Origin of the sequence: Tenggerimyces flavus, from assembly GCF_016907715.1 — a bacterium.
Lineage (GTDB): Bacteria > Actinomycetota > Actinomycetes > Propionibacteriales > Actinopolymorphaceae > Tenggerimyces > Tenggerimyces flavus.
Genome location: NZ_JAFBCM010000001.1, coordinates 5,637,810 through 5,653,637, shown reverse-complemented (window position 1 = coordinate 5,653,637; position 15,828 = coordinate 5,637,810). Strand labels below are relative to the sequence as shown.

The following is a 15,828-nucleotide window of genomic DNA, read 5'->3' as shown; positions in this document are numbered from 1 at the left end:
CGTTCCCACCCCCCTTGGAGCGCCCTCGGAACGCCCCCTTCATGGGCAAAGTGGGTGCTGGCTACCCCCTACCCCCGGCGATCTATTCGATAGAGGGACGCGCTGATTCGAAACGGGGGGCGGGGTGGCCGGCGTTAGCGGTCGACGAGGGTGAGCTCGAAGGAGTAGCGGGAGGCGCGGTAGAGGTGGGTGCCGTACTCGACGGCGTTTCCCCTGTCGTCATACGCGATCCGCGTCATCGTCAGCAACGCCGCGCCCTTGGGTTCGCTCAGTGAGCGAGCTTCCGACGCGGAGGCCACCTTCGCCCCGACCGTCTGCTTCGCGACCCGGAGGTTGATCGCCGCCTCGCGGATCAGCGCATACAGGCCGACCCGTTCCAACGAGGACACCGACAACGACACCAGGCCCTCGGGCAGGTGGTTCGTCATCAACGCCAACGGTTCGCCCGACGCCGAACGCAGCCGCCGCACGCGCACCACCGGTGAGGAGACCTCGATCCCCAGAGCCGAAGCGACCTCAGCGGACGCGGGCACCGTCCGCAGATCCGTCACCGAGGTCGAAGGCCGCTGCCCAGCCGCCGACAGGTCGTCGTACAGGCTCGACAGCTCCAAAGACCGCCGCACCTGCGAAGACCCAGACCCCACCACCTGGGTCCCCACCCCGCGCTTGCGAACGAGCAGCCCCTTGTCCACCAGCGCCTGGATCGCCTGGCGCAACGTCGGCCGCGACAGCGCGAGCCGATCGGCCAGCTCCACCTCGTTGGGCAGCCGCTCCCCAGACGGGTACCTGCCGGAGAGGATCTCCCGCTCCAGTTGCTGAGCGACCTGCAGGTAGAGCGGAACCCGGCTCGACCGGTCGACCGAGACGTCCAGGGCTCCCGTCATAGTCCGCAGTCTGCCGCACCGGGCCAGACTTTGTCAGGATGTCTTAATGTCCTGACAAAGTCTTGACAGCCCTCAGAACCGGAGCAAGACTCGACAGGCGTCGCCGCAACATGCCCGAAACACAGCAATGAGAACGAGGACCCCGCATGAGAGTTGGCCTCGTCGGAGTCGGACGCATCGGCGTCCTGCACGCCGAGAACCTTCGTGAACTCCCGCAGGTCGAGCAGCTCGTGGTGGCTGACGCGGATCCCGGCCGAGCGCGCGCCATCGCTGAGAAGCTCGGCCTGCGGGCCGCCGACAGCGTCGACGACCTCCTGGCCAGCAAGCCCGACGGCATCGTCATCGCCGCAGCCACGCCCGCGCACACCGAGCTGGTCACGAAGGCGGCAGCAGCCAAGATCGCCACGTTCTGCGAGAAGCCGCTCGCCCCGACCGTCGAGGGCACCAAGGACGTCATCAAGCTGGCCGACGACGCCGGCATCAAGCTCCAACTCGGCTTCCAGCGACGGTTCGACCCCGGCTACCAGCAAGCCAGGGAACGCGTCCAAAGCGGCGAGCTCGGCTTCCTCCACACCATCGTCGCCACCACCATGGACCAAGCGCCCCCGCACGCCGACTACATCCCCACCTCCGGCGGCATCTTCCGCGACTGCGCCGTCCACGACTTCGACATCGTCCGCTGGACCACCGGCCGCGAGATCGTCGAGGTGTACGCGACCGGCGCCAACAAGGGTGCCGATTTCTTCAAGCAGGCAGGCGATGTCGACACCGGCCAGGTCCTCGTCACGCTCGACGACGGAACGCTTGGCACGATCGCCGTCACCCGCTACAACGGCGCCGGGTACGACGTCCGCCTCGAGGCCCACGGCGAGAAGGGCATGGTCGCGGTCGGACTCGACGACCGCGCACCGCTCCGCTCCACCGAGGCCGAGGCGCTCTGGCCCGCCGGCCCCGCCTACCAGACGTTCTCCGAACGCTTCGCCATCGCGTACGCCGAAGAGCTGAAGGCGTTCGTCGACCTGATCGCGAACGGCGGCGAGCCCAAGGCCACCGCACGAGACGCCCTCGAAGCGCTCTACCTCGCCGAGGCCGCCGAGAAATCCCGCAAGGAACGCCGCCCGGTCAGGGTCGAGGAGGTAAGGGTGTGACGTTCGACCTGATCACCATGGGCCGGGTCGGCGTCGATCTCTACCCGAACGACCTCGGCGTTCACCTGCAGGACGTCACCACGTTCAGCAAGTTCCTCGGCGGCAGCGCCACCAACGTCGCCGTCGCGGCGGCGCGGCACGGCAGAAGATCAGCGGTGATCACGCGGACCGGCGCAGACCCGTTCGGTGAGTACATTCACCAAGCCCTGCGGGGATTCGGCGTCGACGACCGGTACGTCACCCCGGTCGAGCACCTGCCGACCCCCGTCGTCTTCTGCGAGATCTTCCCGCCCGACAACTTCCCGCTCTACTTCTACCGCTTCCCCAAGGCGCCCGACCTCGAGATCCACGAGCACGAGCTCGACCTCGAAGCGATCAAGGACGCAAGGATCTTCTGGGTCACCGGCACCGGCCTGTCCGAGGAGCCGAGCCGAAGCTCCACGCTCAAAGCGCTACAGGCCAGAGAGCACAAGACCCACACCGTCCTCGACCTCGACTACCGCCCCATGTTCTGGCCAGCGGAGAACGAGGCCCGCGAGGTCATCGGCAGCGCGGTCGAACACGCCACGGTCGCGGTCGGCAACCTCGACGAGGTCGAGATCGCCGTCGGCACCCGCGACGCCGACAAGGCGGCGCAAGCCCTCCTTGACAGAGGCGTCGAGCTCGCCGTCGTCAAGCAAGGCCCGCGCGGAGTCCTCGCCAGAACGAAGGACGAGGAAGCACGCGTCCCACCCGTTCCGGTCGAGGTGGTGAACGGGCTCGGCGCCGGCGACGCGTTCGGCGGCGCGCTCAGCCACGGCCTGCTCAGCGGCTGGCCGCTCGAGCGCGTCATGCGTTTCGCCAACGCAGCAGGGGCATACGTCGCAGCGCGCCTCGCCTGCGCCGACGCGATGCCGAACGAGGAAGAGGTCGACGCACTGCTCCGAGAGGCCGGACATGCGGAACGTTGACCTCCGGCAACTCACCGAGATCCGGATGCGCGATCCGCAATCCATCGCCGAGGCGTACGACTCGCGCCGCCGCCGCCCGTTCGTCGGCCCCTCCGGCCGGCTGATGATCATCGCCGCTGACCACCCAGCAAGAGGTGCGCTGCGCGCCGCCGGCCGGGACAACGCGATGGCCGACCGCCAGGACCTGCTCGAAAGGCTCCAAACAGCCCTCGCGCGACCTGGCGTCGACGGCATCCTCGCCGCCCCCGACGTGATCGAGGACCTGCTGCTGCTCGGCGCCCTCGAGGGCAAGGTCGTGATCGGTTCGATGAACCGCGGCGGTCTGCCCGGCGCCGTCTTCGAGGCCGACGACCGGTTCACCGGGTACGACGCGAAGAGCATCGACAAGCGCGGCCTCGACGCCGGCAAGATGCTGCTCCGCATCGACCCTGAGGACGCCAAGACCGCCGACACCATCGAGGCCTGCGCGCGGGCGGTGTCGAAGCTCGCCGACCACGACAAGGTCGCGATCGTCGAGCCGTTCATCTCTCGCCGCGTCAATGGGCAGTTGACGAACGACCTCAGCCCGGACGCCGTCATCCAGTCCATCGTGATCGGCTCGGCGCTCGGCACCACGAGCGCGTACACCTGGCTCAAGCTGCCCTGTGTCGAGGAGATGGAACGCGTCGCGTCCGCGAGTACGCTGCCGATCGTGCTCCTCGGCGGCGAGGGCGGCGACCCGGACGAGTCGTTCGCCAAATGGGACAAGGCACTTCGGCTGCCGACGGTTCGTGGCCTCACCGTCGGACGAACGCTGCTGTACCCGCCGAACGACGACGTCGCCGCGGCCGTCGACACCGCCGTCAGCCTGCTGCCGACAGAGGAGCCGACGTGAGCGAACACCACCGGCCAGCGGGAACGTTGGTCAACCCGCCGTGGGCGCTCGAGCTCACGCCGAAGCAGGCGGGCTGGACGTACAGCAGCCTGCGCGTGCTCGAGCTGAGGCCGGGCCAGTCGCACACGTTCGACACCGGCGAGGAGGAGATGGTCGTCCTCCCGCTCGCCGCGCGCGACCTGCAGGTCGAGGTCGACGGCGAGCCGTTCGCGCTCGCCGGCCGCGACTCGGTCTTCGCCGGACCGTCCGACTTCGTCTATGCCCCGCGCGAGTCCGAGGTCACCGTACGTTCCGCGACCGACGCCCGCGTCGCGTTCACCGGAGCGAAATGCAACCGGCGCTTGACGGCACGGTATGGCCCGGGCACCGAGGTCCCGGTCGAGCTGCGCGGCGCGGGGCAGTGCAGCCGCGAGGTACGCAACTTCGGCGCCGCCGGCGTGTTCGAGGCCGACAAGCTCATCGCCGTCGAGGTCGTCACGCCCGCGGGCAACTGGTCGTCGTACCCGCCGCACAAGCACGACGAGGACCGGCCCGGCGAGGAGTCGGTGCTCGAGGAGATCTACTACTTCGAGGTCGGCGACGGCCCGACCGGCCCGGGCCTGGCGTATCAGCGGGTCTACGGCACGGCCGAGCGGCCGATCGACGTGTTCGCCGAGGTGCGGACCGGCGACGTCGTGGCGATCCCGCACGGCTGGCATGGCCCGTCGATGGCGGTGCCGGGCTACGACCTGTACTACCTGAACGTGATGGCCGGCCCGAGCGACGACCGAGCCTGGCTGATCTGCGACGACCCGGCCCACGGCTGGATCCGAGAGACCTGGGCTGACCAGCCCGTCGACCCGCGGCTTCCCATGGGAGGACACACGTGAGGCTCACCGTCGGACAAGCACTGGTGCGCTTCCTGGCGAACCAGTGGACGGAACGCGACGGCGTCGAGCAACGCCTGATCGCAGGCTGCTTCGGCATCTTCGGGCACGGCAACGTCGCCGGCATCGGGCAGGGGCTGCTCGAGGCGACCGTCGAGGATCCCGAGCAGCTGCCGTACTACCTCGTCCGCAACGAGCAGTCGATGGTGCACGCCGCGGTCGGCTATGCGCGCATGAAGAATCGGCTGTCAACGTACGCTTGCACCACGTCCATCGGACCTGGCGCGACCAACATGGTCACGGGCGCCGCGCTCGCCACGATCAACCGGATTCCCGTTCTGCTGCTGCCGGGCGACATCTTCGCGACCCGCGTGGCCAACCCCGTGTTGCAGGAGCTGGAGGACCCGCGGTCGTACGACGTTTCGGTCAACGACGCGTTCCGCCCAGTGTCGAAGTACTGGGACCGGATCAACCGACCCGAGCAGCTCGTCCCGGCGGCGCTCGCCGCGATGCGCGTGCTCACCGACCCGGTCGAGACCGGCGCGGTCACGCTCTGCCTGCCACAGGATGTGCAGGCCGAGGCGTACGACTGGCCGGAGTCGTTCTTCGCCAAGCGGGTCTGGCATGTCGGCCGTCCCGTACCCGAGCCGGCTGCCCTCGACCGCGCGGTCGAGCTGATCCGATCGGCTCGCCAGCCGCTGATCGTCGCAGGCGGCGGGGTGATCTACTCCGACGCCACCTCGCAGCTTCAAGCGTTCGTCGAGGCGACCGGCGTACCGGTGGGGGAGACCCAGGCCGGCAAGGGCTCGTTGACGTGGGACCACCCTTCGAGCGTTGGCGCGATCGGGGCGACCGGTACGACCGCCGCGAACGCGCTCGCCCGTGAGGCCGACGTGGTGATCGGCATCGGCACCCGCTACAGCGACTTCACGACCGCGTCGAACAGCGTTTTCGCCAATCCTGACGTGAAGTTCGTCAACCTCAACGTCGCGAACTTCGACGCGGTCAAGCAGGGCGCGTCGACGCTGCTCGCCGACGCGCGGGCCGGGCTGGTAGCGCTGGAGGAGCGGCTCGCCGACTGGTCGGTCGATCCGGCGTACCGTACGCGGGCGCAAGTGCTGTCCGCCGACTGGCAACGCGTGGTTGACAGCGCGTACGCCGTGAACCACCAGCCCGTCCCGGCGCAGACGGAGGTGATCGGCGTCGTCAACGAGCTCAGCGGCCCGCGCGACGTCGTGATCAACGCGGCGGGCAGCATGCCGGGCGACCTACACAAACTGTGGCGGTCGCGCGACCCGAAGCAGTACCACATCGAGTACGGCTACTCCTGTATGGGTTACGAGATCGCGGCGGGCCTCGGGGTCAAGCTGGCGGACCCGTCCCGGGAAGTGTTCGTGTTCGTCGGCGACGGCTCCTACTTGATGCTCGCGCAGGAGATCGTCACGGCGGTGCAGGAGAACGTGAAGCTCGTCATCGTGCTCGTGCAGAACCACGGCTTCGCCTCGATCGGCAACCTGTCCGAGAGCGTCGGCGCGCAACGGTTCGGTACGAGCTACCGCTACCGCAACCCGGCCACGGGCGCGCTCGACGGTGACGTGCTGCCGGTCGACCTGGCCGCGAACGCCGCGAGCCTGGGCGCCGACGTGATCCGTACGACGACGATCGACGACTTCCGTTCGGCCCTGCAGAAGGCCCGCGAGGCGACCCGCACCACGCTCGTGCAGATCGAGACCGACCCGCTCGCCGGCGGACCGTCCTCCGAGGCCTGGTGGGACGTTCCGGTCGCCGAGGTCGCGGCGCTCGAGTCGACGCGAGACGCCCGGGCCAAGTACGAGGCGAACAAGCCCAGCCAGCGCAGATATCTCTGACAGGACACCACTATGCGCACCATCGAACACTGGATCGCCGGAGCACCGACGCCTGGCACGTCCACCCGGCGCGGGCCGGTCTGGAACCCGGCGACGGGAGAGCAGCAGGCCGAGGTCGTCCTCGGCACCGCGGAGGACGTCGACCTCGCGGTCCAGGCCGCGACGAAGGCGTTCGAGTCGTGGCAGGACGTCTCGGTCAGCCGGCGAGCGAAGATCATGTTCGCGTTTCGCGAGCTGGTCGACCGGCACGTCGACGACCTGGCGCGGATCGTGTCGTCCGAGCACGGCAAGGTGCTGTCCGACGCGCGTGGCGAGGTCCTGCGCGGGCTTGAGGTCATCGAGTTCTGCTGCGGGATTCCCCAACTGCTGAAGGGCGAATACTCCGACCAGGTGTCGAGCGGCATCGACGCGTACTCGTTCCGGCAGCCGCTCGGCGTCGTGGCGGGCATCACGCCGTTCAACTTCCCGGCCATGGTGCCGATGTGGATGCACCCGGTCGCCATTGCGTGTGGCAACACGTTCGTGCTCAAGCCGTCCGAGCGCGACCCGTCGGCGTCCCGGCTCGTGGCCGAGCTGTGGCAGCAGGCCGGGTTGCCCGACGGGGTGTTCAACGTCGTGCACGGCGACAAGGAAGCCGTCGACGCGGTGCTGGATCACCCGGACATCGCGGCGGTGTCGTTCGTGGGTTCGACGCCGATCGCGAAGTACGTGCACGAGCGGGCCTCCCGTACGGGCAAGCGGGTGCAGGCTCTGGGTGGCGCGAAGAACCACGCGGTCGTCCTGCCGGACGCGGATCTGGACTTCGCCGCGGACCACATCACGGCGGCGGGGTACGGGTCGGCTGGCCAACGCTGTATGGCGATCTCGGCTGTCGTGGCCGTCGGTGCCGCTGGCGACGCGCTGGTCGCGAAGCTTGACTCGCGTGCCGCCGCCGTTCAGGTCGGTGCGGGTGACGACGAGTCCGCGGAGATGGGACCGGTCGTGACGCGGGAGGCGCAGCAGCGCATCACCTCCTACCTCGACGGAGCGGCGGGAGAGGGCGCGCAAGTCGTCGTTGACGGGCGCGGACTTTCGGTCGCCGGCCACGAGAACGGCTTCTTCGTCGGGCCGAGCCTGCTCGACCGGGTGACCCCGTCGATGCGCGTCTACACCGACGAGATCTTCGGTCCGGTGCTCGTCGTGCTGCGTGCCGAGACGTTGGACGAGGCGATCGCACTGGTCAACGCCAACCCGTACGGCAACGGGGTCGCGATCTTTACGGGCAGCGGCGAGGCGGCTCGTACGTTCCAGCGGCGGGTCACGGTCGGCATGATCGGGGTGAACGTACCTATCCCGGTGCCGATGGCGTTCTATAGCTTCGGTGGGTGGAAGGACTCGCTGTTCGGCGACCGGCATATCCACGGGTCGGAGGGCGTGAGCTTCTACACTCGCGGCAAGGCCGTGACGTCGAGGTGGCCTCATGTCGAGCACCCGACCGACGCTGGCTTCCACTTCCCAACCGCGCGCTGATCGCGCCGAACACCCTTCCAGGGGAGGACCGATGAAGTTCCTGAAGTGCCTGGGCGTACTCGCATCCGTCGTCGTACTCGCGGCGGCCGGCTGCTCGAACAACGCGCCGCAGAACACCGGCGGCGGCTCCAGCGGCAGCAACGAGCCCACCAGCTCCGGCTCGCCGGATTCGGGCGGCGGTGCGGCGCCTTCTGACGACATCACCGTCGCGGTGGTGAGCCACGGCAAGGCCGGCGACACGTTCTGGGACATCGTGAAGACCGGAGCGGAGTCCGCGGGCAAGGAGCTCGGCGTCAACGTCACGTACAACGGTGACGGCGACCCGGCCAAGCAGAGCCAGCTCATCGACAACGCGGTCGCGCAGAAGGTCGACGGGCTGGTCGTCTCGATGGCGAACCCGGACGGGGTGAAGGGGAGCGTCGAGAAGGCCGTGGCCGCTGGGATTCCGGTGATCACGATGAACTCCGGGCTCGAGCAGTCGAAGGCGTTCGGTGCCCTGACGCACGTCGGGCAGAGCGAGGAGCTCGCCGGCGAGGCGGCTGGCGAGAAGCTCAAGGAAGCCGGTGTGACCAAGGCGATCTGCGTGGTGCACGAGGCTGGCAACGTCGGGCTCGAGGCTCGCTGCAACGGTGCGCGGAAGACGCTCGGCGGTACGTTGGACAATCTGCAGGTCGACGTGTCGAACGCCGCTGACGCGCAGAACACGATCAAGAGCAAGTTGCTTGCGGACAAGTCGATCAACGGTGTGCTCACGCTGAACCCGGTGGTGGCAAAGGCCGCTGTGCAGGCGAAGTCCGAGGCCGGCAGCCAGGCTCAGCTCGCGACGTTCGACATCTCGGCCGACATCTGCGACGCGGTGGCGGCGGGTGACATGCTGTTCGCCGTCGACCAGCAGCCCTACCTGCAAGGGTATCTGCCGGTCAGCTTCATCGCGCTGAAGATCCGCAACGGCAACGACGTCGGCGGCGGGCAGCCGGTGTACTCCGGGCCTGGGTTCGTCACCAAGGAGAACGCCGCGCAGGTGAAGCAGTTCGCGGCCAACGGCACCCGTTGATGACGGCGGTAGCGTCGGACGATCGGCTGACCCGGGTCAGCCCGGTGACGCGGCTGCTCCGCCGACCCGAGGTCGGGGCGGCGGTGGCGGCGATCGCGGTGTTCGTCTTCTTCAGCGTGATGACCGACGCGTTCCTGTCGCCAGGCGGCGTGGCGACCTGGCTCGAATCTGCTTCGCTGTTCGGGATCATGGCGATTGCCGTTGCGCTGTTGATGATTGGCGGGGAGTTCGATCTATCCGCTGGCACGATGGTGGGGTCGTCGGGACTGATCGTCGGTATTTTGACGACGCACTACAGCGTCAACATCTGGTTGGCAGTGGTGCTGGCGCTGGTGTTCGCGCTGGTGATTGGCGCGGCGAACGGCTTCATGGTGATGCGGACGGGCTTGCCTTCGTTCATCGTGACGTTGGGGACGTTCTTCGTCCTGCAGGGGATCAACCTGGCGTTGACGAAGTCGATCATCGGTCAGGTGGCGATCCAGGGGATGGCGAACATCCCGGGGTTCTTCGATGTGAAGTGGCTGTTCGGGTCGACTTTCGCCTTGTTCGGTGCGTCGTTCCAGGTGTCCATCGTGTGGTGGATCGTGCTGACGGTGGTGGCGACGTGGGTGTTGCTGCGGACGCGGGCGGGGAACTGGATCTTCGCTGTCGGTGGGGCTCAGACGAGTGCTCGGCAGGTCGGTGTGCCGTTGATGCGTACGAAAGTCGGGCTGTTCATGGCCACGGCCGGCGCGGGTTGGCTGGCGGGGATGTTGCAGCTCTTCGACACGTCGACGGTGCAGGCTTCGACGGGTGTGGGTGAGGAGTTCATCTACATCATCTGCGCTGTTGTTGGTGGGTGTCTGCTGACCGGTGGCTACGGGTCGGCGATCGGCGCGGCGCTGGGTGCGTTGATCTACGGGATGACGTACCAGGGGATCGTCTTCGCGCAGTGGGACAACAACTGGCTGAAGGCGTTCCTGGGCGTGATGCTGCTCGGTGCGGTGTTGGTGAACAACTGGGTGCGCCGGCGGGCGGAGGTGAGCCGATGACTGCTCCTGCTTTGTTGGAAGTCGAGGGGTTGGGGAAGTCGTACGGTTCGATCGTGGCCTTGCGCGATGTGACGACTACTGTGCACGCGGGTGAGGTGACTTGCGTGCTGGGTGACAACGGTGCGGGGAAGTCGACGTTCATCAAGATCCTTTCCGGGGCTCATGCGCACTCTTCTGGGGTCTTGCGGGTCGATGGCCGCGCGGTGTCGTTCTCGTCGCCACGGCAGGCTCTGGAGCTCGGGATCGCCACGGTGTATCAGGATTTGGCTGTCGTACCGTTGATGCCGATCTGGCGGAACTTCTTCCTGGGGTCGGAGCCGACGCGTGGGTTTGGGCCGTTCCGGCGACTTGACGTGTCGTTCATGCGGCGTACGACGAAGGCCGAGCTCGCGAAGATGGGGATCGACCTGCGGGACGTGGACCAGCCGATCGGGACGCTGTCGGGTGGCGAGCGGCAGTCGGTGGCGATCGCGCGGGCTGTGTACTTCGGGGCGCGGATGCTCATCTTGGACGAGCCGACGGCTGCTTTGGGCGTGAAGCAGTCGGGCGTGGTTTTGAAGTACGTGGCGGCTGCGCGGGATGCGGGGTTGGGGGTCGTGTTCATCACGCACAACCCGCATCACGCTTACCTGGTGGGGGATCGGTTCGTGTTGCTGAAGCGCGGGGCGATGGTGGGGTCGTACTCGCGTTCGTCTCTGACGTTGCCTGAGCTGACGCGGGAGATGGCTGGCGGGTCGGAGCTGGAGGCTCTGGGGCACGAGCTCGAGCAGCGTGGTGTGGTGTCGTCGGAGGTGTTGTCGGAGGTCGAGGCCTCCGTGGAACCGTCAGGAGGGGTGGAGAAGTGAGCTTTCTGTCGCGCGTCGCCGGGGCGCCCATCACCTGGGGTGTGTGCGAGGTCCCGGGCTGGGGTGTCGAACTGCCACCGTCCGTGGTGCTTTCGGAGATGGCGTCGCTGGGCTTGTCGGCGACGGAACTCGGGCCGACCGGCTACCTTGGCGCGTCGCCTTCGGACGTCCGTTCGGCGCTCGCCGCCCACGGGATGTCTCTGGTCGGCGGCTTCCTGCCGGTGGTCCTCCATGCCTCACCATCACCGGACCTGTCTGCCGCAGAAGCGGCGATCGCGACGCTGGCGGGAGGTGGCTCCGAGGTAGTCGTCCTGGCCGCCGACCTGGGCGGCTCGTCGTACGACGCCAGGTCCGAACTGACGGACGCGGAATGGTCCAACCTGGTCTCTAACATCGCCGCCGTCAGCGCGATCGCGGAGTCCCACGGCCTGCGCACAACGCTCCACCCCCACGTGGGCACAGCCATCGAATCGGCGGCCTCCGTGACCCGCTTGTTGGACTCGTCCGACGTCCCACTCTGCCTAGACACCGGCCACCTAGCCATCGGCGGCACAGACCCGTTGGCCCTAGCCCAGAAGGCACCGGAGCGGATCGGCCACGTCCACCTGAAGGACGTGAACCTCACGATCGCGAAGTCCGTAGCCGAAGGCACCACGCCGTTCATCGACGGAGTCCGCGCCGGCATGTTCACCCCGCTGGGAGAGGGAGACCTCGACATCGCCGGGATCGTCTCGACGCTGGAGTCAGCGGGCTACCAGGGCTGGTACGTGCTGGAACAGGACACCGCCCTCACCGCCACCCCCACCTCCGGCACCGGCCCCCTAGCCGACGCCCACCGCAGCGTCACCTTCCTGAAGTCCCTCGCCGCAGCCTGATGAACGACGCGATCCCGTTCACCTACAGGGAGTTCTACGACTCTCGCGCCTGATCGTCGTCGTGCTCGAAGGGAGGGAGCCAGATGCTTGAGCGCTTTCTCGACGCGTTCAGGCTGACATCCGGAACGCCGAGCGGTCCGGCTACAGGTGTGACAGGCCTTGACGACCTTCTGGAGGCCTACGGAGGCTGCACGTTCGAGGACGGGCTCTATCGCATCCACACGAGGGCGTCAGCTGACGAGTTCGATCGACTGGTCGGCGCCGCGTTCCCCAACTATCGCTCGCGGCTGGGGTGTTTCGGTTTCGACTGGCTGGGACGCCAGTTCTCGATCGATCGGTCGCGAGGGGTGGAGTCCGATCCAGGTGTGTCGATGTTCGAACCGGGGACGGGCGAGGTCTTCGAGGTGCCTGGGCGGTTCACGGAGTTCCACGATGTCGAGCTGGTCGAGCACGTGGACGAGGATCTCGTCACGGCGTACTTCACCGACTGGACCGCGGAGAACACCAAGCCGATCCCGTTCGACAAATGCGTCGGCTACCGGACCCCGCTCTTCCTTGGAGGATTGGACGACGGTACGAACGTCGACCTCACCGACACGAGCGTCTACTGGCACCTGATGGGAAGACTTCGGTTGGAAGCCATCCGCGTAGGGCTTGGCGGACGGATCTCGAAGATCGACCTCGGCCCGCATGACTAACGAGTTCGGCGCCCACGAAGCCGAGCTGGCGTTGAGGCTGGGTCGGCTCGATCGGCGACGGAGAGTGGCCTTCTCGGCGGCCTGTGCGGAGCGGTTGTGGCCTCTCTACGTGCGGTTCCAGTCGGTCACAGGCGAGGGCGATTCTGAGGCGTTGGCGGCTCTCATCCAGAGGGTTTGGCTTGCGATCACTCGCGATGACGTCGACCTCTCTGACCTGCCTGCTGCCGTAGAGGCGCTCGAGCCGGCCGAAGACCATCCTCGGTTCGTCGAGGCTGGGTACGCCGAGAACGCGACTGCCTGTGTCTTCTTCGCACTCCAGAGTTGGCTCCGAGATAGCGTGCAGGATGCGGTGTACGCCGCACGCCAGGTCTATGACGTGGCGGACTTCGCGGCTCAGCAGTTCGAGTCAGGCAGTACGTTCACGCCGGCCATGGAGGAACGTCTCCGCAGCAGCTTGTTCGTTGTCGAGGCGGTCCGGGGCATCAACGTCGATCTGGCGGCTGTCGAGGTTGATGATCCAGACTGGGACCACCTCCGAGACCGAGCTCGGAGCGAAGGACGCGACTGGGCTCTTGCCTTTCCGCACGGTCCTGAGGGGGTGTCAGATGGTTGAGATCGAGGTGACCTTTCCTGAGGATCTCGATGGCTACGAGGGAATCATCGAATCCAAGGGCTGCCTGTTCGGGGTACGAGCAGTCGTGGACGGCGTCGTGCATGAGGTCACGGTCTACGACGAGGTCCGCCTCATGCAGGAGCTACGGGACGAGTTGCAAGCTCGAGGCAGCAGTCTGATCGTCAAGATGCTGGTGGTGCCGAGGGTGACCCGCGAGGAGATCGTTCAAGCCATCCGTCGCTTCGCCAGGTCCGGCTTCGCGGGGTCGATCTAGTGCGCATCACGCAGGTGCCCAAGGAGGGCTGGCCGGACGGCGACACGGTGCCGTTGGCGGTTCTGCCGTTCGAGCCGGCGGAGCTGGCGGACGTCAGCTTCACTCTGGAGTTGGATGGGCTGGGCGAGTTCTACTACGCGGTGGTCGAGGTCCGCGGGTATCGGTTCGGCCTGGTCCGGCATCTCGATAGCCCGCGTGCGGGGATCGGCGTCTACGTGGTCACGGCGAGTGTGCCGAGCCTCGCGGAGGCGGTGGAGGTACTCGCCGACGGCCTCGGGATCGGAACGACTGATCTCACCTGGGTGACCCCTCTGCTCGGATCAGCGCCGTGAGTCCGATCTCCGACCGAAGCCGAGAGCTGCAAGCCCGGGCGATGGCGAGGCGGCGGGAGCTGGAGCGGAGGGATCTGACGGCGGAGTTGCTTCGGCTCGGGGCCAGTCCGGGTATGAACGCGACGGACGGATGTCGATTCCCTACCCCGGATCGGATTCGACCGGGCGTTCCCGACAACGATCTCGTTGCAGGCGTTGGCGATCGACCTGCGCAGGCTGCAGCTGTGGGCGGCTGCGACGGGATCCTCGTCTTGGAGCTGGGCGGCTGCGCCCATCTGTCGTTGGAGTTCACGACCGAGCGAACGGTGGACGTCGAGTGGACGAGCATGCTGGGCGACGAACGTGCGTGGGTGCGCAAGGAGGCACAGCGGGCGCTGGTCGCGCTGGGGTGATCACCTCGCCCAGATGAACGCCACCGCCTCGCTAGCCTGCAGGTCGCCATAGTTGATCCCGCGTCCGAGCCGGCGAACTCGGTAGGGCAGGACGACGGAAAGGGCGACGCCCTCGGCATGTTCGAGGGTTACGCGTATGCCGTCAGTTCCCTGGTCAGACAACCGGACGTCTGCGACGATCGCGACCGCTCGGAGGTGATCCCGTTGCACGGACAGGCTCGCTATCAGCGTCGTAATCAGGTCCGCTGACGCCGGTTGCTCGCTGCCGACCTCTGCGGCGACCATCCGGTGGTCGCCACCTTCGTCCACGACTACAGCGTATGGGTAGAACTCGTGGTACTTCTCCAGCTGTTGTTGGGCGAATCCGATCGCCGGGTCGAGGAGGCCATCCAGGTCATCCTGCGCTTGCTGAGAGGCCTGGTCACGCCAAGAGACCACGTGGCTCCTCCCCGAGAGATACCGCCTGGTTTGTACTACGGGAACGATAGCTGGGAAGTGCGTGTCTTTGGGTGACCACCTGAGTCAGTGTGTTGGAATCGGCGTCGCGCAGGTACTCACGAGGGATGGTCGGATGGCGACACCGTGCCGATGGCTGTACGGCCGTTCGAGCCGGCGGAGCTCGGGGAGATCAACTTCGCCTTGGCGTTGGACGATCTAGGTGAGATGGTCATGGCAGTCGTGGAGATCCGCGGCAATCAGTTCGGGCCATTTCGCTATTCGACATCCCTCAGCCGGGGTCGCTGTCTTCGTGGTCGCCGCGAGTGTGCCGAGTCTTGCGGTGGCGGTGGCGGTGGCGGTGCTCGCGAGTGGGTTTCGGATTGGGGACCGGTGAGCTCGGCTGGGTCACGCCGCTGGCCTGTGATGAGTCGGCGCGGTGAGGAGGGCACCGTCCGGTAGCGTTCCTGGGTGTGGCGGTGATCAGGGTGCTCTCCTACAACGTGCGGGGGTTGCGGGATGATTTTGGGGCTCTGACGCGGGTCGTGCAGGGGGCTGGGCCGGATGTTGTGGTCGTGCAGGAGGCTCCCATCTACCTGCGGTGGCGGTCCAGGTCCGCCAAGCTGGCGCGCAGCTGTGGGCTGGTCTACGTCGCGGGTGGACGGTCGGCTGGCGGCAACCTGATCATGGTCGCGCCGCGCGTCATGGCTCGCGGGGCGAACGAGCTGCGGATCAGGCAGCCGCTGCGGGATCCGATTCGGGGCGTCGTCTCGGCGCGGGTTGAGGTCGCCGGCGTGAGGTTTGGGGTTGTCGGGTGTCATCTCGGGCTCAAGCCCGATGGCCGGCGGGATCAGGTGCAGGCGGTGATCGAGGTCGCGAACGGGCTGGGGGCGCCCGGCATCGTGGCTGGGGACTTCAATGAGCCGCCCAGTGGGGCTTGCTGGCGGGCGCTCGAAGAGGCTGGGTACAAAGATCCCGCCAAGGGCGAAGGGGAGGACACGTTCCCGGCCAGAGGCCCGAGGACAAGGATCGACGCCGTCCTCACCACCAGCGGCATCGAGGTCAAGGAGTACGGCGTCCTCGAGCATGATCGAGCCGATCTAGAAGCAGCCACCGACCATTTGCCCGTTCTCGCGGTCATCGATGTGCCGAAGGAATAGCTCGTATCCATCCCGCGAAT

At 67.2% G+C, this 15,828-nt stretch carries 18 protein-coding genes; 16 read left to right on the top strand and 2 right to left on the bottom strand.

The genetic code is table 11. The features are described 5' to 3' along the window. Positions 1 to 134: 134 nt before the first annotated feature. A complete protein-coding gene (locus JOD67_RS26425) occupies positions 135 to 884 on the bottom strand; it encodes a GntR family transcriptional regulator (protein ID WP_205120399.1) in 750 nt (249 codons plus the stop codon). Positions 885 to 1,030: 146 nt separating this feature from the next. Here JOD67_RS26425 and JOD67_RS26420 point away from each other — a divergent pair, with 146 nt between their 5' ends. The 15 genes from JOD67_RS26420 to JOD67_RS26350 all read left to right on the top strand — a co-directional run bounded on the left by JOD67_RS26420 (position 1,031) and on the right by JOD67_RS26350 (position 14,213). Continuing rightward, positions 1,031 to 2,032, top strand: coding sequence for a Gfo/Idh/MocA family protein (locus JOD67_RS26420; protein ID WP_205120398.1), 1,002 nt, complete (start codon positions 1,031 to 1,033; stop codon positions 2,030 to 2,032). Between the two features lie 17 nt (positions 2,033 to 2,049). Beyond that, positions 2,050 to 2,982, top strand: coding sequence for a 5-dehydro-2-deoxygluconokinase (gene iolC, locus JOD67_RS26415; protein WP_239555570.1), 933 nt, complete (start codon positions 2,050 to 2,052; stop codon positions 2,980 to 2,982). Continuing rightward, a complete protein-coding gene (locus JOD67_RS26410) occupies positions 2,969 to 3,856 on the top strand; it encodes a Cgl0159 family (beta/alpha)8-fold protein (RefSeq protein ID WP_205120396.1) in 888 nt (295 codons plus the stop codon). Before iolC ends, JOD67_RS26410 begins: the two co-directional genes overlap by 14 nt. Beyond that, positions 3,853 to 4,725 (top strand): 5-deoxy-glucuronate isomerase, encoded by an 873-nt coding sequence (gene iolB / locus JOD67_RS26405; RefSeq protein ID WP_205120395.1) that lies wholly within the window; start codon positions 3,853 to 3,855, stop codon positions 4,723 to 4,725. Before JOD67_RS26410 ends, iolB begins: the two co-directional genes overlap by 4 nt. Beyond that, on the top strand, positions 4,722 to 6,590 hold the full coding sequence (gene iolD, locus JOD67_RS26400) for a 3D-(3,5/4)-trihydroxycyclohexane-1,2-dione acylhydrolase (decyclizing) (RefSeq protein WP_205120394.1): 1,869 nt from the start codon (positions 4,722 to 4,724) through the stop codon (positions 6,588 to 6,590). The genes iolB and iolD overlap by 4 nt, the downstream gene beginning before the upstream one ends. A 12-nt stretch (positions 6,591 to 6,602) precedes the next feature. Then, positions 6,603 to 8,099, top strand: a complete 1,497-nt coding sequence (locus JOD67_RS26395) for a CoA-acylating methylmalonate-semialdehyde dehydrogenase (protein ID WP_205120393.1) — start codon at positions 6,603 to 6,605, stop codon at positions 8,097 to 8,099. A 31-nt stretch (positions 8,100 to 8,130) separates the two neighbouring features. Further along, positions 8,131 to 9,153 carry a sugar ABC transporter substrate-binding protein gene (locus JOD67_RS26390; RefSeq protein WP_205120392.1) on the top strand — a complete coding sequence of 341 codons (1,023 nt, stop codon included), beginning with the start codon at positions 8,131 to 8,133 and terminating at the stop codon, positions 9,151 to 9,153. Further along, positions 9,153 to 10,184: an ABC transporter permease gene (locus tag JOD67_RS26385; protein ID WP_205120391.1), complete on the top strand. Its 1,032-nt coding sequence runs from the start codon at positions 9,153 to 9,155 to the stop codon at positions 10,182 to 10,184. The genes JOD67_RS26390 and JOD67_RS26385 overlap by 1 nt, the downstream gene beginning before the upstream one ends. Next, a complete protein-coding gene (locus JOD67_RS26380; protein WP_205120390.1) occupies positions 10,181 to 11,029 on the top strand; it encodes an ATP-binding cassette domain-containing protein in 849 nt (282 codons plus the stop codon). Before JOD67_RS26385 ends, JOD67_RS26380 begins: the two co-directional genes overlap by 4 nt. Continuing rightward, the gene (locus tag JOD67_RS26375; protein ID WP_205120389.1) at positions 11,026 to 11,904 is read left to right on the top strand and encodes a TIM barrel protein; all 879 of its coding nucleotides are present in this window, start codon (positions 11,026 to 11,028) and stop codon (positions 11,902 to 11,904) included. Before JOD67_RS26380 ends, JOD67_RS26375 begins: the two co-directional genes overlap by 4 nt. A gap of 149 nt (positions 11,905 to 12,053) precedes the next feature. Continuing rightward, positions 12,054 to 12,602 carry a hypothetical protein gene (locus JOD67_RS26370; RefSeq protein ID WP_205120388.1) on the top strand — a complete coding sequence of 183 codons (549 nt, stop codon included), beginning with the start codon at positions 12,054 to 12,056 and terminating at the stop codon, positions 12,600 to 12,602. After that, positions 12,595 to 13,215, top strand: coding sequence for a DUF416 family protein (locus tag JOD67_RS26365; protein WP_205120387.1), 621 nt, complete (start codon positions 12,595 to 12,597; stop codon positions 13,213 to 13,215). Before JOD67_RS26370 ends, JOD67_RS26365 begins: the two co-directional genes overlap by 8 nt. Continuing rightward, positions 13,208 to 13,489: a hypothetical protein gene (locus JOD67_RS26360; protein ID WP_205120386.1), complete on the top strand. Its 282-nt coding sequence runs from the start codon at positions 13,208 to 13,210 to the stop codon at positions 13,487 to 13,489. Before JOD67_RS26365 ends, JOD67_RS26360 begins: the two co-directional genes overlap by 8 nt. Beyond that, on the top strand, positions 13,489 to 13,821 hold the full coding sequence (locus JOD67_RS26355; protein WP_205120385.1) for a hypothetical protein: 333 nt from the start codon (positions 13,489 to 13,491) through the stop codon (positions 13,819 to 13,821). Before JOD67_RS26360 ends, JOD67_RS26355 begins: the two co-directional genes overlap by 1 nt. 224 nt (positions 13,822 to 14,045) lie before the next feature. Next, positions 14,046 to 14,213, top strand: a complete 168-nt coding sequence (locus tag JOD67_RS26350) for a hypothetical protein (RefSeq protein WP_205120384.1) — start codon at positions 14,046 to 14,048, stop codon at positions 14,211 to 14,213. Here the strand turns inward: JOD67_RS26350 and JOD67_RS26345 are convergent, their stop codons facing one another. Beyond that, on the bottom strand, positions 14,214 to 14,651 hold the full coding sequence (locus JOD67_RS26345) for a hypothetical protein (protein WP_205120383.1): 438 nt from the start codon (positions 14,649 to 14,651) through the stop codon (positions 14,214 to 14,216). A gap of 470 nt (positions 14,652 to 15,121) precedes the next feature. Here JOD67_RS26345 and JOD67_RS26340 point away from each other — a divergent pair, with 470 nt between their 5' ends. Continuing rightward, positions 15,122 to 15,808, top strand: coding sequence for an endonuclease/exonuclease/phosphatase family protein (locus JOD67_RS26340; RefSeq protein ID WP_205120382.1), 687 nt, complete (start codon positions 15,122 to 15,124; stop codon positions 15,806 to 15,808). The last annotated feature ends 20 nt before the right edge of the window (positions 15,809 to 15,828 follow it).